Origin of the sequence: Pseudomonas fluorescens, from assembly GCF_041354075.1 — a bacterium.
GTDB classification, from domain to species: Bacteria; Pseudomonadota; Gammaproteobacteria; order Pseudomonadales; family Pseudomonadaceae; genus Aquipseudomonas; species Aquipseudomonas fluorescens_CE.
Map to the genome: position 1 here is coordinate 82,626 of NZ_JARZGC010000002.1, position 20,580 is coordinate 103,205.

Annotated in this window: 17 protein-coding genes; 9 read left to right on the forward strand and 8 right to left on the reverse strand. The window is 61.8% G+C overall.

What is annotated here, in order from left to right; translation table 11 throughout:
• Nucleotides 1-64: 64 nt before the first annotated feature.
• The 4 genes from nahK to QIW53_RS02700 all read right to left on the reverse strand — a co-directional run bounded on the left by nahK (nt 65) and on the right by QIW53_RS02700 (nt 6,252).
• Nucleotides 65-2,704 carry a hybrid sensor histidine kinase/response regulator NahK/ErcS' gene (gene nahK, locus QIW53_RS02685; RefSeq protein WP_371048152.1) on the reverse strand — a complete coding sequence of 880 codons (2,640 nt, stop codon included), beginning with the start codon at nt 2,702-2,704 and terminating at the stop codon, nt 65-67.
• A complete protein-coding gene (nosP, locus tag QIW53_RS02690; protein ID WP_371048153.1) occupies nt 2,634-3,797 on the reverse strand; it encodes a nitric oxide-sensing protein NosP in 1,164 nt (387 codons plus the stop codon). The genes nahK and nosP overlap by 71 nt, the downstream gene beginning before the upstream one ends.
• A gap of 287 nt (nt 3,798-4,084) precedes the next feature.
• A complete protein-coding gene (locus QIW53_RS02695; protein WP_371048154.1) occupies nt 4,085-5,269 on the reverse strand; it encodes a porin in 1,185 nt (394 codons plus the stop codon).
• 176 nt (nt 5,270-5,445) lie between these two features.
• A complete protein-coding gene (locus tag QIW53_RS02700; RefSeq protein ID WP_371048155.1) occupies nt 5,446-6,252 on the reverse strand; it encodes a sulfite exporter TauE/SafE family protein in 807 nt (268 codons plus the stop codon).
• A 161-nt stretch (nt 6,253-6,413) separates the two neighbouring features.
• Here QIW53_RS02700 and QIW53_RS02705 point away from each other — a divergent pair, with 161 nt between their 5' ends.
• Entirely contained in the window at nt 6,414-7,277 is an 864-nt protein-coding gene (locus tag QIW53_RS02705) for an MBL fold metallo-hydrolase (protein ID WP_371048156.1), read from the forward strand.
• A 129-nt stretch (nt 7,278-7,406) separates the two neighbouring features.
• On the opposite strand, the gene bkdR is transcribed toward QIW53_RS02705, so the two are convergent.
• Entirely contained in the window at nt 7,407-7,895 is a 489-nt protein-coding gene (gene bkdR, locus QIW53_RS02710; protein WP_371048157.1) for a Bkd operon transcriptional regulator BkdR, read from the reverse strand.
• Nucleotides 7,896-8,080: 185 nt separating this feature from the next.
• Between bkdR and QIW53_RS02715 the strand changes: the two genes are divergently transcribed.
• The 5 genes from QIW53_RS02715 (at nt 8,081) to QIW53_RS02735 (ending at nt 14,295) form a co-directional block, all read left to right on the forward strand.
• Complete coding sequence (locus QIW53_RS02715) at nt 8,081-9,316, forward strand: 3-methyl-2-oxobutanoate dehydrogenase (2-methylpropanoyl-transferring) subunit alpha (RefSeq protein WP_371048158.1); 1,236 nt, start codon at nt 8,081-8,083, stop codon at nt 9,314-9,316.
• 1 nt (nt 9,317) lies between these two features.
• Nucleotides 9,318-10,376 carry an alpha-ketoacid dehydrogenase subunit beta gene (locus QIW53_RS02720; protein WP_371048159.1) on the forward strand — a complete coding sequence of 353 codons (1,059 nt, stop codon included), beginning with the start codon at nt 9,318-9,320 and terminating at the stop codon, nt 10,374-10,376.
• Entirely contained in the window at nt 10,377-11,648 is a 1,272-nt protein-coding gene (locus QIW53_RS02725; protein ID WP_371048160.1) for a dihydrolipoamide acetyltransferase family protein, read from the forward strand.
• A 3-nt stretch (nt 11,649-11,651) separates the two neighbouring features.
• Nucleotides 11,652-13,034, forward strand: a complete 1,383-nt coding sequence (gene lpdA, locus QIW53_RS02730) for a dihydrolipoyl dehydrogenase (RefSeq protein ID WP_371048161.1) — start codon at nt 11,652-11,654, stop codon at nt 13,032-13,034.
• A 241-nt stretch (nt 13,035-13,275) separates the two neighbouring features.
• The gene (locus QIW53_RS02735; protein ID WP_371048162.1) at nt 13,276-14,295 is read left to right on the forward strand and encodes a branched-chain amino acid aminotransferase; all 1,020 of its coding nucleotides are present in this window, start codon (nt 13,276-13,278) and stop codon (nt 14,293-14,295) included.
• A 651-nt stretch (nt 14,296-14,946) separates the two neighbouring features.
• Here QIW53_RS02735 and QIW53_RS02740 read toward each other — a convergent pair.
• Both QIW53_RS02740 and QIW53_RS02745 read right to left on the reverse strand, forming a co-directional pair.
• Nucleotides 14,947-15,771 carry a TIGR03915 family putative DNA repair protein gene (locus QIW53_RS02740; protein WP_371048163.1) on the reverse strand — a complete coding sequence of 275 codons (825 nt, stop codon included), beginning with the start codon at nt 15,769-15,771 and terminating at the stop codon, nt 14,947-14,949.
• A complete protein-coding gene (locus QIW53_RS02745) occupies nt 15,768-16,988 on the reverse strand; it encodes a putative DNA modification/repair radical SAM protein (RefSeq protein ID WP_371048164.1) in 1,221 nt (406 codons plus the stop codon). The genes QIW53_RS02740 and QIW53_RS02745 overlap by 4 nt, the downstream gene beginning before the upstream one ends.
• Before the next feature lie 204 nt (nt 16,989-17,192).
• On the opposite strand from QIW53_RS02745, the gene QIW53_RS02750 reads away from it, so the two are divergent.
• The 3 genes from QIW53_RS02750 (at nt 17,193) to QIW53_RS02760 (ending at nt 19,911) form a co-directional block, all read left to right on the forward strand.
• A complete protein-coding gene (locus QIW53_RS02750; RefSeq protein ID WP_371048165.1) occupies nt 17,193-18,224 on the forward strand; it encodes a D-cysteine desulfhydrase family protein in 1,032 nt (343 codons plus the stop codon).
• Between the two features lie 113 nt (nt 18,225-18,337).
• Nucleotides 18,338-19,579, forward strand: a complete 1,242-nt coding sequence (locus QIW53_RS02755) for an S-type pyocin domain-containing protein (RefSeq protein WP_371048166.1) — start codon at nt 18,338-18,340, stop codon at nt 19,577-19,579.
• A complete protein-coding gene (locus QIW53_RS02760) occupies nt 19,576-19,911 on the forward strand; it encodes a hypothetical protein (protein WP_371048167.1) in 336 nt (111 codons plus the stop codon). Before QIW53_RS02755 ends, QIW53_RS02760 begins: the two co-directional genes overlap by 4 nt.
• Before the next feature lie 71 nt (nt 19,912-19,982).
• Here the strand turns inward: QIW53_RS02760 and QIW53_RS02765 are convergent, their stop codons facing one another.
• Nucleotides 19,983-20,321 (reverse strand): FKBP-type peptidyl-prolyl cis-trans isomerase, encoded by a 339-nt coding sequence (locus tag QIW53_RS02765; RefSeq protein WP_371048168.1) that lies wholly within the window; start codon nt 20,319-20,321, stop codon nt 19,983-19,985.
• Nucleotides 20,322-20,580 lie beyond the last annotated feature (259 nt).

The following is a 20,580-nucleotide window of genomic DNA, read 5'->3' on the forward strand; positions in this document are numbered from 1 at the left end:
ACGACGCCAAACCCTGTGGGAGCGGGCTTGCCCGCGATAGGGCCCTGACCGGCGCCGCAATGCTTCAAGACCTACCCAGCAAATGACTCATCGCCGTCTTCAGCTTCATCGGCCGCACCGGCTTGTGCATCAGGGTGTGCCCCAGTTCACGGATCTGCACTTTCAGCTCATTGCTGTAGTTAGCGGTGATCATCATCGCCGGAATCGCTGAAGCGCGCCGTGCATTGATCCGCGCCACCGCATCGACGCCATTCTGCTCGTCGTCCAGGTGATAGTCGGCGATCAGCAGGTCCGCATCGGCATGGTAATTGTCCACTTGCCGCGCCAGGTCCTGCTCCGACAAGGCCGTGACCACCTGACAGCCCCAGCCTTCCAGCAGCGTGCGCATGCCGGCGCAGATCGCTGCGTCGTTGTCCAGCACCCAGACCCGCGCGCCGCGAAGGCGTTCAAGCATCGGCTCGCTCATCAGCAGCGAAGGCAGCGCTTTGGGTGCCGTGGCGCTCAGCGGCACTTCGACGCTGAACACCGAGCCCTTGCCCGGCCATGAGCGCACGTGAATGCGGTGGCCGAGAATCCCGGCGATCTTCTCGACGATGGCCAGCCCGAGGCCGAGGCCGCGATCCTGATCCGGGCGCTGCACGTCCCCGCGCTTGAACTCCTGGAAGATTTCCTCCAGTCGGTTTTCCGCAATGCCCATGCCACTGTCCCACACCTCGATCGACAGTTTCTGCTGCCGACGCCGACAGCCGAGCACCACGCGACCGCTGTAGGTGTAGCGAATCGCGTTGCTGAGCAGGTTGCGCAGAATGCGCGCGAGCAATTGAATATCACTGCGCACCAGCGCCGAACACCCAATGAAATGCAGCGCCAGACCCTCGCTGCGCGCCACCTGGGTGTATTCGGCGGCGAGGTTTTCCAGCAACTCACTCAGGGCGAACGGGGCGATGTCGGCCTTGATCACACCCGCATCGAGCTTGGAAATGTCCACCAGGGTGCCCAGCAGGTTTTCCACGTCGTCCAGGGAATTGCTGACGTTGCGCACCAGAATCTCGTTGGCCAGCGGCTCGCCGCGTTCCAGCAAGGCGCTGGTGAACAGCCGAGCCGCGTTCAACGGTTGCAGCAAATCGTGACTGACAGCGGCGAGGAACTTGGTCTTCGACAGGTTCGCCTGCTCGGCTTCAAGCTTGGCCTCGCGCAGACGGGATTCGACACGCCGGCGCTCGTCGATCTCCCTCAACAGCTGATCGTTGAGGGTAGTCAGTTCCGCCGTGCGTTCGCGTACCCGCAGCTCCAGGTTCTGGTAGGCCTGGTGCAGGGCCTCGGCAGTGCGCCGGCGCTCGGTGATGTCGCGGATCAGCACGAAAATCCCCACCACTTCCCCGCTGGCCAGCCGGTTGGGCACGTAGGAGCGCAGCATGTAGCGTTCCTGGTGGTTGATGTTGGTTTCGGCAAACTCGAACGTCACGCTTTCCCCCGCCAGCGCCCGGGCGATATAGGCTTCCAGGCGCTGGTAATGCTGCTCGCTGTGCACCTCGCGCAGGCTCTGTCCGAGCATCACGCCGCGGGGCCAGCAATACCACTCTTCGTAGACCTTGTTGGTGAATTCATAGACCAGATCGGCGTTGAGGTAGGCGATCAACGCCGGGACGTGGTCAGTGATCAGGCGAATCCAGCGTTCGCTCTCGCTCAGCGCTTCGGCATGCTGATAGCGTTCGGTGATGTCGGTGAAGGTGTTGACGAACCCCCCGGTGGGCAGCGGATGCGTGCGGATTTCCAGCACTCGGCCGTCGTACAGCCGCTGTTCCAGCTCCTGCATCGGGCGACCGTTGCCATCGCGAGTGGCCGGGGTCAGCAGGCTCAATTCGCTGTCGCCGATCACTTCGGCGAACGGGCGATGGGCCGCCACCGGGGCGAGGCCGCTGAGTTCGAGGAAACGCCGGTTCCACAACTCCAGCACACCCTCGGCGTTGACCATGGCCACGCCCTGGGACAGGTTGTCCACGGCCCGTTGCAACAGGTGCGATTTCTGCGCCACGGCCTGCTCGCGGCGCATGGTCTCGCTGTGCTTGACGTCGGTGATGTCGGTAAACAGGATCACTCGCCCGCCCTCCTGGGTCGGCCGCTCGCTGACTTGCAGCCAACGCCCGTTGTGCAGGCGATACAGCAGGTTTTCGTCAGCCTGGCCCCGAGGCTCCTCGGTGAACAGGTCGGTGGCGAACATCAACCGTTTCACTTCGACCAGGCGCATGCCGGCGTTGATCCGCACCCGGCTGTTGCTCCAGAACGCCTTGAACCGGCTGTTGAACAGCACGATGCGCTGCTCCGCGTCGAACAGCACGAAGGCGTCGGAAATGCTCTCGATGGCATCGATCAGGTGTTGATGGGCGGTTTCCGCCCGCAGTCGTGCTTCACTGAGCAAGTGATTGCCCGACTTCAGTTCGGCCATGGCCTGGTTCAGGGCATCGGTGCGTTCGCGCACCTGCTCGGCCAGCACCACCGAGTGCTGGAACGCCCGATAGGGATCATTGCCACGGGTGACACCGGACTCGATGCGCTCGATCAACGCCGCATTGATCCGCCGCAGCTTCTGGTTTTCGTGCTGCAGGCTGGCGATCCGGGCTTGCAGGTCGGGCTCAACGGCGTCCGGAGGAGCGACCGTTGGCAATGGCGACCCCGGTAAAGGTCTGGTTGATGTGCATGCCATTGAACTGTTCTCCGTAGGTGTTGAACCCGATCACCCGCCGCTCGCGCAGAAAGTCGCCGATCTGCCCGAGGCTGCCGTCGTCTTCCAGCTCCATGCGCCGCAGGAAACAGTCGCAACCGATGGTCAGCAACAGATCGCCGAGCCGCGCCTGCAAGCCGTCGAACAGGGTTTGCAGGTTGGGCAGCATCGGGCCTGGGGTCATGACGGTGAGGACGATGCCGTTTTCCACGGCGCAGTAGAAACCCAGGCTGAGGTCCGCATGAACCTGCTGGATCGCCCGCACGTAGTATTGATCGTTGATGCGCACCGCCAGCGGATGGGCGGCGAAAATCCGGTGATCGAGGTCCGCCACCGCCACGCCGATGTGCCGGGCATACTCCTCGGCGGCGGGCTCGGCGTTGAGTTCGAAAACCCGGCGCGAGGTGCTGTCCGCCCCGGTGACCACCAGTTTTTCCGCGCGCGGCAGGATGTGGTGGGTGGTGAACACTTCGAAGTCCAGCCAGGTGTTGACCAGCAGCACCACCGCTGCGCCGCTGTGGAACGCGCCGCCGAAGTAGACGTGGGTGTGGGTCAGGTAATTGTCGTCACCGGCCGAACCGCCGAAATGCGGAATGTCGCCCAGCGCCGCGCTCAAGGCCGCCAGGACCATCTCTTCGCGGCTGGACAGGCCATCGAGCAGGGTCAGGGCAAAGCTGTTGCCCTTGATCGGCGCCAGGGTGTTGCTGCGACAGCCACTGACCAGGCGTTCGACCATCTGCTGGGCGTCGATCAGGCTGAAGCGCTCCATTTCGTCGATCAGTTCGGCGTCGATGGAAAAATGCCGATGATCGAAACCCACCGCCGTCACGCAATTGCGCCCGTAGCCCGACGGTGTGATTTCCCCGGCGCTGGTGCAGCCGACCAGGCGGATCCCGCCAAAGCTCTGCTGCAGGGCCTGCCCCAGTGCCTGCAAGTCGTATTCGGCGGAACAGAAGAACAGCACGAAGCCCAGGTGCGGGTGCAGCAGCTGGCGCGCCAGCTCCTGTGCCGCTTGCTGGGCATCGGTCGCCTGGGACATGGCGCTGACGATACCTTCGTTATTGAGCCCTTGCATCGTCGCCTCCCGCAGAAGCCTGTATGAGGCACGAGTGTACGAAGACGGTGGGGTGCGCCGTATGCTACTTGGGTAGCGGTCTGGCGGTTCGATGGGAGGAGTCAACTGTAGGAGCGAGCATGCTCCGGGCGGCGTTCCGACGAAGGAGGCCAACGAATACGCGGGGTCTCTGATGCCCAGCGGTGCATCGTCTACCATCGCGAGCATGCTCGCTCCTACAGTGTTTTGTGGCGACAAGCCGATGGGGGAACAGCCCACAGGGGCTTGGCTTTATTCAGGAGAGGGAGCTACCAGGTCAGCACCGCCCCCACCGCGAAGGTATCGGTGTCTTCATTCTGCGCGCTGGTGTCATGGCCGTTGATTTCGAACTGGTTGTACTCGGCCACCAGCTTCAGGTTGTCGTTGACGTCGTGGAACAGCGCGATGCCACGGGTCTCGTAATCGGCGCCGGTGCCGACCGCACCGTTGCCGTCATCCTTGGTCTTGCCATAGGACAGGGCCAGGCGGTTCTTGCCCAGTTTGTAGGAACCCTGCAAAAGGTAACCGTCGCTGTCGACATTGCGCAGGGTCGGTTCGCCCGCGTTGTTGGTGAAGAACGGGTTGATGCCCTTGGCCTGGAACCCCGAGCCGGTCAGCGACAAGCCGCCCATCTTCGCCTGTACGCCATAACCGACGCCCTTGGACGTGACGGACTCGACCGTGGAGTCGGTGTTGTCCGAAGTCTGGTAGCTGCCGTTGAGCCAGCTGTAGATCTTCGCCCCGCCGACGTCGAACTGGTAGGTGATTTCGCTTTCGGTGCGCGGGTTCTTCTGGTAGGCCTTGCCCGTCGGACTGCTGTCGTTGGTGTCCACCGGGTCCATGATACCGACCGCCACGCGCAGACCGTCCATCACCGGAGTGCGGTAGGTGATCTGTGACGTCGGAAACGGATACGGGTAACCGCTGCCGATGTTGCCGAACGAGACGCCCCCGCCATCGACCAGGCCCAGGGTGTCGCTGACCTGACCGTAACCGGCGAGCAGTTCGTCCAGCAGGATGTTGGAACGGGCGAACAGGCCGAAATCCTTGCCCACCAGCACTTCACCCCATTCGGGATTGGCCACGGTGCCGTAGAACTGGCGGACGTCGATGGCGGTGTCGGTGCCGTTGGTTTCGCTGTCGTTGATGGTCACCCAGAACGACGCCCGGGCGCCGAGCTTGAGGTCGTCGACCTGCTTGCCCATGTTGAACCCCAGGTAGTTGGGCAGGAATCCCATCTTGACCCGCGCCTGTCGACGGTCGTACTGATCGCCGGCACGGTCGACGTCGCTGTTCACGTAGAAGGCGTTGATATAGCCATCGGTGGAAAACGTGGTCTGGTCCTTGTCGTACAGCATGATTTCGGCTTCGGCCAGGGTACTCAGACCGAGGCCCGACAGGCTGGCGATGAAGGCTGGCAAGTAACGACGCTTGAAGTTCTTATTGTTGTGCATGACGCGCTCCGCAGCATGGGGACTGGATGTCGGAGGCGATTATGGAAAGGCGACCGGTGGCGTCATACGCTGCCTTGGAGGCGTTTATGAAGTGCTTTGGAGCGACGTTGCCCGCTTGGCAACTTGGGCCCAGGACCGGCCCGCGACCGGGCCCGGAACCAAGGATGTAAGACCGTCTAGCCCTGCGAACGGAGCAGCATATAGGCCGCGACTACCACGCACACCGTGGCGAAGCCGACCTGCAACGCCCGGGCGGGCACCCGCGCGCAGAGCTTGCGGCCGATGACCATGCCGACCACGCTCGCGGCGATGAACGCAAAGCCCAGGCCATCGATACGCACGCCGGCCTGCAACGCACCGATGACGCCAATGGCGGAAATCAGGCTGATGACCATCAGCGACGTGGCGACGATGCCGCGCATTTGCACATCGGTCAGTTGCTTGAACGCCGGGACGATCAGAAAACCGCCACCGACCCCGAGCAAACCGGAGACCACGCCGGTCACCGCGCCCAGCGCCGCCAGGGTCGCGGTGCATTTGGCGGTCCAGGAAAAGCGCCCGGTCTGTTGATCGAGCATGCAGTTCTTCTGGCCCCAGTTGGCGTGACCGTGGTCACTGGGACCGTCGTCGCGGCGTTCGCGACGCAACATGCGCCAGGCCACCATGACGATCAGGCCGCTGAACAGGATCATCAGCGTCCGTTCCGCCAATTGGTGGGCGAGGTAGATGCCAAGCGGCGAAAACAGCGCCCCCAGCAACGCGATCAATAACGCCGCACGGTAGCGCACCAGGCCATGGCGCAAACCGTCGATGGCGCCGACCGCCGCCGCGCTGCCGACGGCAAAAAGGGCCACCGGTGCCGCCTGCGTCATGCTCAGGCCCAACCCCAGCACCAGCGCCGGAACCGCCAGGATGCCGCCCCCGGCGCCGGTCAAACCGAGCACCAGCCCCATGACCAGGCCAAACACACTTGCCAGCAACATAAAACACTCGAAATCCGCGAAAAGAGCCGGGAACGCCCGGTATCGATGCCTGACAGGATAGAGCCCCGGGCGTTTTTTTCATCCTTTGATTGATGCCGGGGCTGGTCAGGCCGGGGAAAATCACACTACCCTCAATGCCTGTCCCTGAAGAAACGGCCACCATGCCTGCCTTGATCGAAGCCTTTCTCGACCCCGCGTCATCCACTTATAGCTACGTCATCTACGAAGCCGAAGGCGGCCTGTGTGCGATTGTCGACCCTGTGCTCGACTACGACCCCGCCGCCGGCCGCACCGCCACCACCCAGGCGGACAGGATCGTGACGTTCGTCAGGGAACACCGCTTGCAGGTGCAATGGCTGCTGGAAACCCACGCCCACGCCGATCACCTGTCCGCCGCGCCCTATCTGCGCCGGTTGCTGGGCGGCCAGATCGCCATTGGCCAGTCGATCAGCGCGGTGCAGGGGGTGTTCAAGGGCCTGTTCAACCTGGAAGCGGAATTTGCAGTGGACGGCTCGCAGTTCGATCACCTGTTCGCGCCGGACGAATCGTTCATGATCGGCAACCTCAAGGCCACCGCGCTGCATGTGCCCGGCCATACGCCGGCGGACATGGCCTACCTGATCGACAGCGACGTGATCCTGGTGGGCGATACCTTGTTCATGCCGGATGTCGGCACGGCGCGTTGCGACTTTCCCGGCGGCAATGCCAACCAGTTGTTTGCCTCGATCCGCAAACTCCTGGCCTTCCCCGCCAGCGTGCGGCTGTACGTGTGCCATGACTACCCGCCCGAGGGCCGCGAGCACCAGTGCCAGACCACGGTGGGCGAACAGCGCCAGCACAACATCCACGTGCGCGACGGCATCGATGAAGACGCCTTCGTCGCCATGCGCACCGGGCGCGATGCCGGGCTGGGCATGCCGACGCTGCTGCTGCCGGCGATCCAGGTCAATGTGCGCGCAGGGCATTTGCCGCCCGCCGAGGACAACGGCGTCACCTACCTGAAAATCCCGCTGAACAAGCTCTGACCCAAGGAGCATCTGTAGGAGCGAGCATGCTCGCGAAAAACGCGAGGACACCGCTGTGTGTCAGGCTTCCAGCGTCATCGTTAACCACCATCGCGGACGAGTCCGCTCCTACAGGATCTGCGCACGGCGCTAAACCCCCAACGTCAAACCATTGGCCGGCAATGGCAGCGCGGTCTTGTAGCGCACCTGCTTGAGCGCAAAACTCGAGCGGATGTTGGCCACGCCCGGGACCTTGGTGAGGAAGTCCATCATGAAGCGCTCGAGCGACTGAATGCTCGGCACCAGCACCCGGATCAGATAGTCCGGATCACCGGCCATCAGATAGCACTCCATCACTTCGGGGCGATCCGAGATCGCTTCCTCGAAATGCTGCAAGGCCCGTTCGACCTGCTTTTCCAGGCTGACATGGATGAACACATTCACGTGCAGCCCCAGCAGGTCGGCGTCCAGCAGGGTCACCTGCTCGCGAATCACCCCCAGCTCTTCCATGGCCTTGACCCGGTTGAAGCACGGTGTCGGTGACAGGTTGACCGAGCGGGCGAGATCGGCGTTGGTGATGCGCGCATTCTCCTGGAGGCTGTTGAGAATGCCGATGTCGGTACGGTCCAGTTTGCGCATGAGACAAAATCACCTGATTTTTATGGTTGTGCAGATTTTTTATCCCCAAATGATCGCCAACGCAACGAAACACAGATAAATATTCTCCTGCGCCGGGCCTATGATGTTTGTAGGACAAGATTTCCATCACCGTGGAATGACCGTCAGCTCACTACAAGAAATTCACAAGATCGAGCGTAGAAGCCATGAACCAAGCGTACGAACCGCTGCGCCTGCACGTTCCCGAACCTTCGGGCCGCCCAGGCTGCAAGACCGACTTCTCCTACCTGCGCCTGACTGACGCCGGTACGGTGCGCAAACCCGCCATCGACGTCGAACCTGCCGACACCGCCGACCTGGCCCGCGGACTGATTCGCGTGCTCGATGACGAGGGCAATGCCCTGGGTCCCTGGGCCGAGGACATCCCGGTCGATATCCTGCGCAAAGGCATGCGCGCCATGCTCAAGACGCGGATCTACGACAACCGCATGGTCGTCGCCCAGCGCCAGAAGAAAATGTCGTTCTACATGCAGAGCCTTGGCGAAGAAGCCATCGGCAGCGCCCAGGCCCTGGCGCTGAACATCGACGACATGTGCTTCCCGACCTACCGCCAGCAAAGCATCCTGATGGCCCGGGACGTGCCGCTGGTGGACCTGATCTGCCAGCTGCTGTCCAACGAGAACGACCCGCTCAAGGGTCGCCAGCTGCCGATCATGTACTCGGTCAAAGAGGCTGGTTTCTTCACCATCTCCGGCAACCTCGCCACCCAGTTCATTCAGGCGGTGGGCTGGGGCATGGCTTCGGCGATCAAGGGCGATACCAAGATCGCTTCGGCCTGGATCGGCGACGGCGCCACCGCCGAGTCCGACTTCCACACCGCCCTCACCTTCGCCCACGTCTATCGGGCCCCGGTGATCCTCAACGTGGTCAACAACCAGTGGGCGATCTCCACATTCCAGGCGATTGCCGGCGGTGAAGCCACCACCTTCGCCGGTCGCGGCGTTGGCTGCGGTATCGCCTCCCTGCGGGTCGACGGCAACGACTTTGCCGCCGTGTACGCCGCGTCCCGCTGGGCCGCCGAACGCGCCCGGCGCAACCTCGGCCCGACCATGATCGAATGGGTCACCTACCGCGCCGGCCCGCATTCCACCTCCGACGATCCCTCCAAATACCGTCCGGCCGACGACTGGAGCTGTTTCCCGCTGGGCGACCCGATCGCGCGCCTCAAGCAGCACCTGGTGAAAATCGGCCACTGGTCCGAGGAAGAGCACGCCGCTGTCAGCGCCGAACTCGAAGCCGAAGTCATTGCCGCACAGAAAGCCGCCGAGCAGTTCGGCACCCTCGCCGGTGGCCGCATTCCAAGCGCGGCGACGATCTTCGAAGACGTCTACAAAGAGATGCCGGAGCACTTGAAGCGCCAGCGTCAGCAGTTGGGGATCTGACATGAACGATCACAACAACAATATTCAGCTGGATACCGCCATGACCACGACCACCATGACCATGATCCAGGCCCTGCGCTCGGCCATGGATGTGATGCTTGAGCGCGACGATAACGTCGTGGTGTTCGGTCAGGACGTCGGCTACTTCGGCGGCGTGTTCCGTTGCACCGAAGGCCTGCAGAGCAAGTACGGCACCTCCCGCGTGTTCGACGCGCCGATCTCCGAGAGCGGCATCGTCGGTGCCGCCGTGGGCATGGGCGCCTACGGCTTGCGCCCGGTGGCCGAGATCCAGTTTGCCGACTATGTGTACCCGGCGTCGGACCAGATCATTTCCGAAGCCGCACGCCTGCGCTACCGCTCGGCCGGCGAGTTCACCGCGCCCATGACCCTGCGCATGCCTTGCGGCGGCGGCATCTATGGCGGGCAAACCCACAGCCAGAGCATCGAGGCGATGTTCACCCAGGTCTGTGGCCTGCGCACCGTGATGCCTTCCAATCCCTACGACGCCAAGGGCCTGCTGATCGCGTCCATCGAGAACGATGACCCGGTGATTTTCCTGGAGCCCAAGCGCCTGTACAACGGCCCGTTCGATGGGCACCACGAGCGCCCGGTCACGCCCTGGTCGAAGCACCCCGCCGCGCAAGTCCCGGACGGCTACTACACCGTACCGCTGGACGTCGCCGCCATCACCCGTCCGGGCAAGGACGTGACCATCCTGACCTACGGCACCACCGTGTACGTGTCGCAAGTGGCAGCTGAAGAGACCGGGATCGACGCCGAAGTCATCGACCTGCGCAGCCTCTGGCCCCTGGACCTGGAAACCATCACCAAATCCGTGAAGAAAACCGGCCGCTGCGTGATCGTTCACGAAGCGACCCGCACCTGCGGTTTCGGCGCCGAACTGGCGGCGCTGGTGCAAGAACATTGCTTCCACTCCCTGGAAGCGCCCATCGAGCGCGTCACCGGTTGGGACACCCCCTACCCGCACGCGCAGGAATGGGCGTATTTCCCTGGTCCGTCCCGAGTGGGCGCGGCTTTGCAACGGGTCATGGAGGTCTGAATGGGCACGCACGTCATTAAAATGCCGGACATTGGTGAAGGCATTGCAGAAGTTGAGTTGTCGGTCTGGCACGTCAAGGTCGGCGACATGGTGGTCGAAGATCAGGTACTGGCCGATGTCATGACCGACAAGGCGATGGTGGACATCCCCTCGCCGGTGCATGGCAAGGTCATCTCGCTGGGCGGTGTGCCGGGCGAAGTCATGGCGGTCGGCAGCGTGCTGATCAGCATCGAAGTCGAAGGCGCGGGGAACGTCAAGCCAGCCGCTGTAGCTGAAGCGGCAGAGCAAACGCCGGTGGCGGCACCGGTCGTCGAAACCCGTATGGACAGCAAACCGGTCGCCGCGCCCGCTGCGAAAGCGGCCGTGTGCCAAGGGCCGAGGGTGGCTCGCGAAGCCGATGAGCGGCCGCTGGCCTCCCCGGCTGTGCGCAAGCACGCGCTCGATCTGGGCATCCCGTTGCGCCTGGTGCGTGGCAGCGGCCCGGCCGGCCGTGTGCTGCACGACGACCTCGACGCCTATCTGGCGCAAGGCCAGTCGAACGCATCGAGTGCGCCTGCCGCCTATGCCCAGCGCCAGGACGAGGAACAGATCCCGGTGATCGGCCTGCGCCGCAAAATCGCCCAGCGCATGCAGGACGCCACCCAGCGGGCTGCGCACTTCAGTTATGTCGAGGAAATCGACGTCACGGCGGTGGAAGAGCTGCGCGCGCACCTGAACGAAAAGCACGGCGCAACTCGCGGCAAGCTGACCCTGCTGCCGTTCCTGGTCCGCGCGCTGGTCGTCGCCCTGCGCGATTTCCCGCAGATCAATGCCCGTTACGACGATGAAGCCCAGGTCATTACCCGTCTCGGCGCCGTTCACGTGGGCATCGCCACCCAGGCCGACAGCGGCTTGATGGTGCCCGTGGTGCGTCACGCCGAAGCGCGCAGCCTGTGGGACAACGCCAGTGAAATTGCCCGCCTGGCCAGTGCAGCCCGCAACGGCAAGGCCGGCCGCGACGAGCTGTCGGGTTCCAGCATCACCCTGACCAGCCTTGGCGCGCTGGGCGGCATCGTCAGTACGCCGGTGTTGAACCTGCCGGAAGTGGCGATCGTCGGCGTCAACAAGATCGTTGAACGCCCGATGGTGGTCAAAGGCCAGATCGTGGTGCGCAAGATGATGAACCTTTCCAGCTCCTTCGATCACCGCGTGGTCGATGGCATGGACGCGGCGCAATTCATCCAGGCCGTGCGCGGCTTGCTCGAACAACCCGCTACGCTGTTCGTGGAGTAAGGCATGCAGACTTTGAACACTACCCTGCTGATCATCGGCGGCGGGCCTGGCGGTTATGTCACGGCGATTCGCGCGGGCCAACTGGGCATTCCGACCCTTCTCGTGGAAGGACAATCCCTGGGCGGCACCTGCCTGAACATCGGCTGCATCCCCTCGAAAGCCTTGATTCACGTGGCGGAACAGTTCCACCAGACGCAAAAGCACAGCCAGCACTCGGCCCTGGGCATCAGCGTCGCTGCGCCGACCCTGGACATCGGCAAGAGCATCGAATGGAAAGATGGCATCGTTGACCGCCTCACTACCGGGGTTGCCGCGCTGCTGAAGAAAAACAAGGTTCAGGTGATCCAGGGTTGGGCGAAGATCATCGACGGCAAGACTGTCGAGGTCGACGACACCCGTATCCACTGCGAACATCTGGTGCTGGCCACCGGTTCGAAAAGCGTCAACCTGCCGATGCTGCCGATTGGCGGGCCGGTCATTTCCTCCACCGAGGCCCTGGCACCGAAGTCGCTGCCCAAACGGCTGGTCGTGGTGGGCGGTGGCTACATCGGCCTGGAGCTGGGGATTGCCTATCGCAAGCTCGGCGCCGAGGTCAGCGTGGTCGAGGCGCAGGATCGCATCCTGCCGGCGTATGACGCTGAATTGACCCAGCCCGTCCACGATGAGCTGAAAAAGCTTGGCGTGAAGCTTTACTTGAAGCATAGCGTTCAAGGCTTTGATTCTACTAACAATACACTGCAAGTCAGCGATCCTGATGGCGGTACCCTGAACCTTGAAACCGATCAGGTTCTGGTCGCAGTCGGTCGCAAGCCGAACACTCAGGGGTGGAATCTCGAAGCACTGAATCTGGAGATGAACGGCGCTTCCATCAAGATCGACCACCGTTGCCAGACCAGCATGCACAACGTCTACGCCATCGGCGACCTGAGCGGCGAACCGATGCTCGCGCACCGGGCGATGGCCCAGGGCGAGATGGTCGCCGAGTTGATCAGCGGTAAAACCCGCGAATTCAACCCGACCGCCATTGCCGCCGTGTGCTTCACCGATCCGGAGCTGGTGGTGGTCGGCCAGACCCCGGACGAGGCCAAGGCCGCCGGCCTGGACTGCATCGTCTCCAGCTTCCCGTTCGCGGCCAATGGCCGGGCGATGACACTGGAATCGAAAAGCGGCTTCGTGCGGGTGGTCGCTCGTCGGGATAATCATGTGATCCTGGGCTGGCAAGCGGTGGGCGTGGGTGTTTCGGAATTGTCGACGGCCTTTGCCCAAAGCCTGGAGATGGGGGCTCGCCTGGAGGACATCGCGGGCACCATTCATGCCCATCCAACCTTGGGTGAAGCCGTTCAGGAAGCGGCGTTGCGTGCTTTGGGGCATGCCTTGCATATGTGAATCATGGAAATCGGCGGCGTAGCGGCTGCCCCTTCGCGAGCAAGCCCGCTCCCACATTGACTGTGCCCTGATCCTGTGGGAGCGGGCTTGCTCGCGAATTCTTGAGGGCAACGGTATTTATCTGCCTGTGATCCGATAGTCCGGGCTGCGAAACCGCCCAAGAATGAAGTATTGTTGTGCCCATCCAAAAAACGTCAGAAGCCTTGACCGTTTCGGCGGCTGTTAAGTGATAGAGGGTGTCATGGGTAACGAAAGCATCAATTGGGACAAGTTGGGTTTTGACTACATCAAGACCGACAAACGCTATCTGTCGTACTTTCGCAATGGCGAATGGGACACCGGCACCCTGACCGAAGATAACGTGCTGCACATCAGCGAAGGCTCCACGGCCCTTCATTACGGCCAGCAATGCTTCGAAGGCCTGAAAGCCTATCGTTGCAAGGACGGGTCGATCAACCTGTTCCGCCCGGACCAGAACGCCCTGCGCATGCAGCGCAGCTGTGGTCGTCTGCTGATGCCACAGGTCGATACCGAACAGTTCGTCGAGGCCTGCAAGGCCGTGGTTCGCGCCAACGAGCGCTTCATCCCGCCTTACGGCACCGGCGGCGCGCTGTACCTGCGTCCGTTCGTGATCGGCGTGGGTGACAACATAGGCGTGCGTACCGCGCCGGAGTTCATCTTCTCGATCTTCTGCATCCCGGTCGGCGCCTATTTCAAGGGCGGCCTGACCCCGCACAACTTCGTGATTTCCTCGTTCGACCGCGCCGCGCCGCAGGGCACCGGTGCCGCCAAGGTCGGTGGCAACTACGCCGCCAGCCTGATGCCGGGCTCCCAGGCCAAGAAGGCCAACTTTGCCGACGCGATCTACCTGGACCCGATGACCCACTCGAAAATCGAGGAAGTCGGTTCGGCCAACTTCTTCGGGATCACCCATGACGACAAGTTCGTCACTCCCAAATCGCCTTCGGTGCTGCCGGGCATTACCCGCCTGTCGCTGATCGAACTGGCCAAATCGCGCTTGGGCCTGGAAGTGGTTGAAGGTGACGTGCTGATCGACAAGCTGTCGGACTTCAAGGAAGCCGGCGCCTGCGGTACCGCTGCGGTGATCACGCCGATCGGTGGTATCAGCTACAACGACCACCTGCATGTGTTCCACAGCGAAACCGAAGTCGGCCCGATCACCCAGAAGCTCTACAAGGAGCTGACGGGTGTGCAGACTGGCGACGTCGAAGCGCCAGCAGGCTGGATCGTCAAGGTTTGATCTGAGCCCGCCGCTGTCACGAAAAGCCCCCGTTGCTCACGCGATCGGGGGCTTTTTTGTGCCCAACGCCAACAGCCTGCCCTCTTCCCCTGTGGGTGCGAGCCGGCTCCGGGCGGCGTTCCGACGATGACGGGCTCTGATTCCTGCGGATGTACGCGGCCCTTGTAGGAGCTGGCTTGCCAGCGATGGCGGCCTCGAAGCCAACCTGAATTCTCCGGGTGCACACGATCAACGGTGGGAGCTGGCTTGCCAGCGAAGGCGTCCTCGCGGCCAGCCTGACTTCTCCGGGTGTACACGATCAACGGTGGGAGCTGGCTTGCCAGCGAAGGCGCCCTCGCGGCCAGCCTGACTTCTCCGGGTGTACACGATCAACGGTGGGAGCTGGCTTGCCAGCGAAGGCGCCCTCACATCCACCCGTGTTTTTTGGGTGTACATATCCTTTGCTGCGATAACGGCCACTTAGTGTTCCGCCCTTACGGCGGGTCACTTTCGAAGAGCCTGCGCGGCCCGGCGGAAAGTAACCAAAGCGCTTTAATCCCCCTGACGTACGGTGCCTCGGCTAGGCTCGGCATACCCTCGCTCCGGCCCTGCCGACGGGGCAGATCAAGATCAAAAGCCACATCAAAAGCCAAAACGCACTCACAGCGGGTTTCAGCGGCCACCGCGCGCAATCTGCTTGCCCACCCTGCCCCTGACCCCGCTGGCCTGACCATCCTGTTGTTTGCCGGTCCGTGCCTGGGTGATCAATCCTGGAATCAATGCGCCTTCGGGCAGGTTTTTCCAGAATCTGGCAGGCAGGTGCCCTTGCATGACCTTCGGGTTCAGTCGCGCCGGGTTGAAGATATGGCTGTAGTAGGTCAACCACATGTCGCCATGGGGGTCATCGACGTTTTGCGCCAGTTGCTGCCACTCTATCGGGCAGTGTCGTTCGTAGATCAGCTGCTCGCCATCGTAGTAGACGCCGTCTCGAGCCGTGGCGATCAACCAGCGGTGACGGCCCATGCGGCCGATGAAATGTTCGCTGGCACTGTGCAGGATGTCATGGGCCGGCTCGTGCCAGGCGACATAATGCGGCCCGGGATTTTCAGGCACCGCAACGAATCGCACGAATGCATGTAAATGATGAGATTCACGACGTATCTGTTTGATTCTTCGCTGTAATTCACTGCCAAGCTTGTCACCCGCCATCATGGCCGTGCGGTCCCCGTGACTCACCCGCCACAGCACCTCGTACAGCAGACTCCAGCGCTGATCGCCGCGATACCGCGCCGCCTGTTCGAGCGTATCGAGCAAGATGCGCGGGATGCGCGCCTGGAACGGCCCCAGGGCTTCGGGCAGGGGCTCGTCACTGGTGAACAGATCCGTCACACCTTCACAGGCCCAGCTCACTTGGCTGGGGTCGACGCCATGGCTCAACAGCCATCTCGCCTGCTGACGCCAGGTGACGAACAGGTCGTCGCAATCGAGGTTGATCATCCCCACAAGCCCATTTGCTGCGGTTGCGGGCGGTCACGCATCTGTTGATACAGCAGATCGCTGGTGACCTCGGCCTGTTGCGGGTGGTAGTCGCTGGTGATGAAAAACGGCCTGGCCTTGCTCAGCACGCAGCGCATCCGCGCCAGGTCTTCGTAACGAATCCGTCGCTGGCGGCGCAGTTCCACCAGACGCTCGGTGGTGCGCAGGCCGATGCCGGGAATCCGTGCGATCAGCGTCGCCTCGGCACGGTTGAGGTCCAGGGGAAACACTTCACGATTGGCCAGCGCCCAGGCCAGCTTGGGGTCGATGTCGAGCGCCAGGTGGCCCGGCCCTTTCAACAACTCACCGGCCTTGAAACCATAACTGCGCAACAGGAAATCCGCCTGATACAAGCGATGCTCGCGCATCAGCGGCGGCGCGGCCAGGGGCACGCTTTTCGGGCTGTTGGGGATCGGGCTGAAGGCCGAGTAATACACCCGGCGCAAACGGTAATTGCCGTACAGCGCCTGGGCGCTATGGAGAATGGTGCTGTCGTCGGTCTCGTCGGCACCGACGATCATCTGCGTGCTCTGCCCGGCTGGCGCGAATTTCGGCGCACGTGGCTCGTTGAGCACGGTCTGTTCGCCGGTGTAGATGGTCTGCATTGCCTGGCGGATCGAGCCCAGCTCTTTCTCCGGGGCCAGGGTCTGCAGGCTGGCATTGGTGGGCAATTCAATGTTCACGCTCAGACGATCAGCATAGCGCCCCGCCTCCTCGATCAATGCCGGGTCGGCTTCGGGAATGGTCTTGAGGTGGATGTATCCGCGAAATTCATGCTCCTCACGCAGCAGTTTCGCCACACGAACCAACTGCTCCATGGTGTAGTCCGCCGAGCGAATGATCCCGGAGCTGAGAAACAGCCCGCTGATGCAATTGCGCCGGTAGAAATCCAGGGTCAGCGTCACCACTTCCTCGGGAGTGAACCGCGCCCGGGGCACATCGCTGGAGCGGCGATTGACGCAATACTGGCAGTCGTAGAGACAGAAATTGGTCAGCAACACCTTCAGCAGCGAAACGCAGCGTCCGTCCGGGGTGTAGCTGTGGCAAATACCCATGCCATCGGTGGCGCCCAGCCCGCTCTTACCTTCGGAGCTGCGCTTAGGTGCGCCACTGCTGGCGCAGGATGCGTCGTACTTGGCGGCGTCGGCCAGAATGCCGAGCTTGTCGATGAGTTCCATGGGATGAGCCCTATACTGTGTGCATATACAGTATAGTGTCGACCCCCTGCGCACAAGCCGACGGACGACCCTTGGTCGGGTCACCACTCATGCAAAAGTGCTCATTCATTACATCAGGTTAAAGCTGTAATGACTGGCACTGCGTTTATCACCTTCACCATTCTCCCTACAGTCACATGAATACAGGCCAACGAGGCACCATCGATGCACACCCCACTGGACAAGCCCCTGAACGCTTTTGCGCGAGTTGACCTGCTGCAAGGCTCGACCCCCATCCAACGGGCCGAACGACTGGAACGGCTGCTCGGTCTGGACCAGCAGGGCATTGGCCTGTTCCTCAAGCGTGACGACCACATGTCTTTGGGCGGCGGTGGCAACAAACTGCGCAAACTGGAATTCCACCTCGGCGCGGCGCAGCAGGCCGGCGTCGATACGATCATCACCGTCGGCGGCGTCCAGTCCAACCATGCACGCTTGACCGCAGCGGCCTGTGCACGCCTGGGCATGGCCTGCGAACTGATCCTGACCCGCTCGGTGCCCAAGACCGATGTCGATTACGAATTCAACGGCAACGTGTTGCTCGATCAATTGTTCGGCGCCGAACTACAGGTGCGAAACGCGGGCAGCGACGCACTCGCCCTGGCTGAAACGCGCGTCGCGCAGTTGCGTGACGCCGGGCGTCAGGCAAAAGTGATCCCCATGGGCGGCTCGACCCCGCTGGGCAGCCTGGGGTATGCCCGCTGCGCCGCAGAGATCGTGCGCCAGGAGTCCGAGCTCGGCGCCACCTTCAATCAGGTCGTGGTGCCCAATGGCAGCGCCGGCACCCACGCCGGGCTGGCCGCCGGTTTCCAGTTGCTGGGACGCGGCACGTCGATCGTCAAGTCCTACTCGGTGCTCTCGGACCGTGAGTCTTCGGCCACGCGCACCCTGAACCTGACCCGCGACACCCTGGCGCTGCTGGACAACCATGGCGACCTCGCGACCAATGACATCGTCATTGACGGCAGCCAGTTGGGCGACGGCTACGGCTTGCCGACCGACGCCATGCAGGACGCCGTGCGCCTGATGGCCCGCGCCGAAGGCCTGCTGATCGACCCGGTGTACTCCGGCAAAGCCTTCGCCGGCCTGCTGGCTGACCTGCGGCAAGGGCATTTCCGCCGAGACGACAACGTACTGTTCGTCATGACCGGCGGAACGCCAGGGCTCTATGCCTACCGTGACACCTTTCAGGCCTAGCGCTCAATCAAACCTCAGGATGGATCGCGGCCAAAATTCAGACCAGTCCTACATCTTTCAGAAGCCCTTTGATTTAGCGTCCGCATCCTTCTCATGCGATGAAAAGGACGCTCATGGCTCATGGAAAAGACGTGCCTCGGATTCAAAATCCACCAACAGGCGACGGACATCACATCACCTATCGTTATTTGAATTCCACAGAGTTGGCGAAACGGGAGGCCCGCCAAAAGTCCCATGACGAGATGATGGCTCGACAACAAGCTTATGAAGAGCGCCTGACACGGCGTTCTCCAAATAAAGAGTTTGTCCCTCCTCACGGATGCGTGTTCGCCAAAAGCTGCAACCTGTCCGAAGGCGTGTTCAACCATAACAACCCGTCCGGGTTTGTTCCCGTCGAAAAACTCACCGACTTCGGTTCATTTTGCTTGCTGGGTGGACGGGAATCGAATTCAGCGGGAGAGATGGCTCTAAGAACAATCGGCGGAAGCCCCTTGCCTGTTGAGATGGGAGCGTTGGCTGTAGGCGGCGTAGCCACCACCGGCGCTAGCGCAAGTGCCGCAGGCACTGCCGGCGCGGTTTCAGGCGGCGTAATTGCTGGCGCACTTTTGGGAATAGTGGCGATGCTCTGGCCGTCGAGCATTGGCGACAGCGCCCTGTATACAGAGGAGCAGCTCAAGGCCCTTGAAAGAGGTCGAACTCGGGTCAGGTTGCATGTCGAGCAAAAGCCTGACGGCTCACTCAAAGGCTATGCATTCCACACGCAAAGTCGCAGTGACTGGGAATGGGTCCCCGTAGTGCAGTTCGTAAAGCAGGATTCACGACAGGTTGCCGAGTTTGGCAATGGCGTATCACTGATTTGGACGCCATCCACTTCACCCTCCCGAAGTTCAGGGGTTCCACCGCTCGAAGGTGCGCCACGAACCCCACACATATGGGTTTATCCGACTACTCAGCAGGCGGATAACATTATCGTCGACCCGATTTATCCTCCAGAGTACAAAGATTTTATTCTCGTGTTTCCCGCCGGCTCCGGGATCAAGCCACTCTATATTGTCCTGAGTCTGACTTTCGACGCCGCGAGCTATCACGGTAAAACAGATACCCCAGTCAAAAGCAAAGGTCCTGCAAACGGACAGACAACCCTGGACAACTCGGTCCAGGTAAAATCGACCTCACCACGAAGGATTGGCGTCGATGAAGCGACCGATGAATTCGTGGTATTCGACCGCACAGGAGGAGACGTCTATCACGGCCACGTCAGGTCGTGGGATCAGCTTCATCAGGACATGAAAAATGCACTGATCAAAACCAGGAAAACCGACACCAAAGGCAAGATTCTGGGAGCCAGCAAATGAACCTGACCTATCGAGATCCGTCGATGAGCCACGATGAAGCAGTAAAGCTGCTAGCCAGCGGCGTGGAAGCCAATGTCATTTCAGCATTGACCTCCATCGGCCTGAACGAGGCAGACCGAATCTGGGCCCAGAACGTCTGCATTGATTTTCTGGCAAGTGAGACCGAAGCCGTTGCAGCATCGGCGATCACAGCATTGGGCCATCTGGTGCGCAGATGTCGAAAGCTTGACAACGAAACTGTGCTTGGCGCCCTCTCTAATGCAAAGCACAGATTTCCCAAGTTGGAAGGCGTCGTCGCGGACACCCTGGACGATATCGAGACGTTCGCCTGAACTCAGCAAAGCACCGGCCGTGCTCAATTGGGTAAATGCAAATCAGTGATCAAGTCCATGCAATGACGCACTCAATCATCCCGCGTCAGCACTTCAAGCAATTCAATCTCGAAAATCAGGTTCGAATTCGGCGTGATCTTGCCCATGCTGCGTTCGCCATAGGCCAGGTGCGCCGGCACCAGCAGTTTGCGCTTGCCGCCGACCTGCATGCCCATGATCCCCTGATCCCACCCCTTGATCACTCGCCCGGTGCCGATCACGCACTGAAAGGGTTTGCCCCGGCTGTAGGAAGAATCGAATTCGCTGCCGTCTTCCAGCCAGCCGCGATACTGGGTGGTTATCAGCGCGCCTTTGACGGCGGTTTTGCCGTCACCCGGCTGGATGTCGATGATCTGCAGTTCGTTGTTCATGCGTTTACTCATTCACTGTCACCCAGCGGCGGGCGCGGACGCAGGTTTTCGCAGAATTTTTCGTCAAAGGCAATCCATCCAACCGAGCCGATGAGCCTGTGCCCATGACTGTCGACCTGTCACGTGCACTTCCAGGGCGGATTCCGACAGCGCCGTAGCTGCAATTGCGCAGGTGTCTGGTCTACCATTAGCGCAATGACCCGCAATGATGGCTCGCCATGATGGCACCTGTTTACATCTGGATCAGCGCAGCACTTGC

Coding starts and splice junctions, on each gene's coding strand:
- QIW53_RS02705 (WP_371048156.1), top strand. CDS start 6,414: ATGCCTGCCTTGATCGAAGCCTTTCTCGACCCCGCGTCATCCACTTAT.
- QIW53_RS02725 (WP_371048160.1), top strand. CDS start 10,377: ATGGGCACGCACGTCATTAAAATGCCGGACATTGGTGAAGGCATTGCA.
- QIW53_RS02740 (WP_371048163.1), bottom strand. CDS start 15,771: ATGATCAACCTCGATTGCGACGACCTGTTCGTCACCTGGCGTCAGCAG.
- QIW53_RS02715 (WP_371048158.1), top strand. CDS start 8,081: ATGAACCAAGCGTACGAACCGCTGCGCCTGCACGTTCCCGAACCTTCG.
- QIW53_RS02695 (WP_371048154.1), bottom strand. CDS start 5,269: ATGCACAACAATAAGAACTTCAAGCGTCGTTACTTGCCAGCCTTCATC.
- bkdR (WP_371048157.1), bottom strand. CDS start 7,895: ATGCGCAAACTGGACCGTACCGACATCGGCATTCTCAACAGCCTCCAG.
- QIW53_RS02735 (WP_371048162.1), top strand. CDS start 13,276: ATGGGTAACGAAAGCATCAATTGGGACAAGTTGGGTTTTGACTACATC.
- QIW53_RS02745 (WP_371048164.1), bottom strand. CDS start 16,988: ATGGAACTCATCGACAAGCTCGGCATTCTGGCCGACGCCGCCAAGTAC.
- QIW53_RS02750 (WP_371048165.1), top strand. CDS start 17,193: ATGCACACCCCACTGGACAAGCCCCTGAACGCTTTTGCGCGAGTTGAC.
- QIW53_RS02765 (WP_371048168.1), bottom strand. CDS start 20,321: ATGAACAACGAACTGCAGATCATCGACATCCAGCCGGGTGACGGCAAA.
- QIW53_RS02700 (WP_371048155.1), bottom strand. CDS start 6,252: ATGTTGCTGGCAAGTGTGTTTGGCCTGGTCATGGGGCTGGTGCTCGGT.
- QIW53_RS02720 (WP_371048159.1), top strand. CDS start 9,318: ATGAACGATCACAACAACAATATTCAGCTGGATACCGCCATGACCACG.
- nahK (WP_371048152.1), bottom strand. CDS start 2,704: ATGGCATGCACATCAACCAGACCTTTACCGGGGTCGCCATTGCCAACG.
- QIW53_RS02760 (WP_371048167.1), top strand. CDS start 19,576: ATGAACCTGACCTATCGAGATCCGTCGATGAGCCACGATGAAGCAGTA.
- nosP (WP_371048153.1), bottom strand. CDS start 3,797: ATGCAAGGGCTCAATAACGAAGGTATCGTCAGCGCCATGTCCCAGGCG.
- lpdA (WP_371048161.1), top strand. CDS start 11,652: ATGCAGACTTTGAACACTACCCTGCTGATCATCGGCGGCGGGCCTGGC.
- QIW53_RS02755 (WP_371048166.1), top strand. CDS start 18,338: ATGGCTCATGGAAAAGACGTGCCTCGGATTCAAAATCCACCAACAGGC.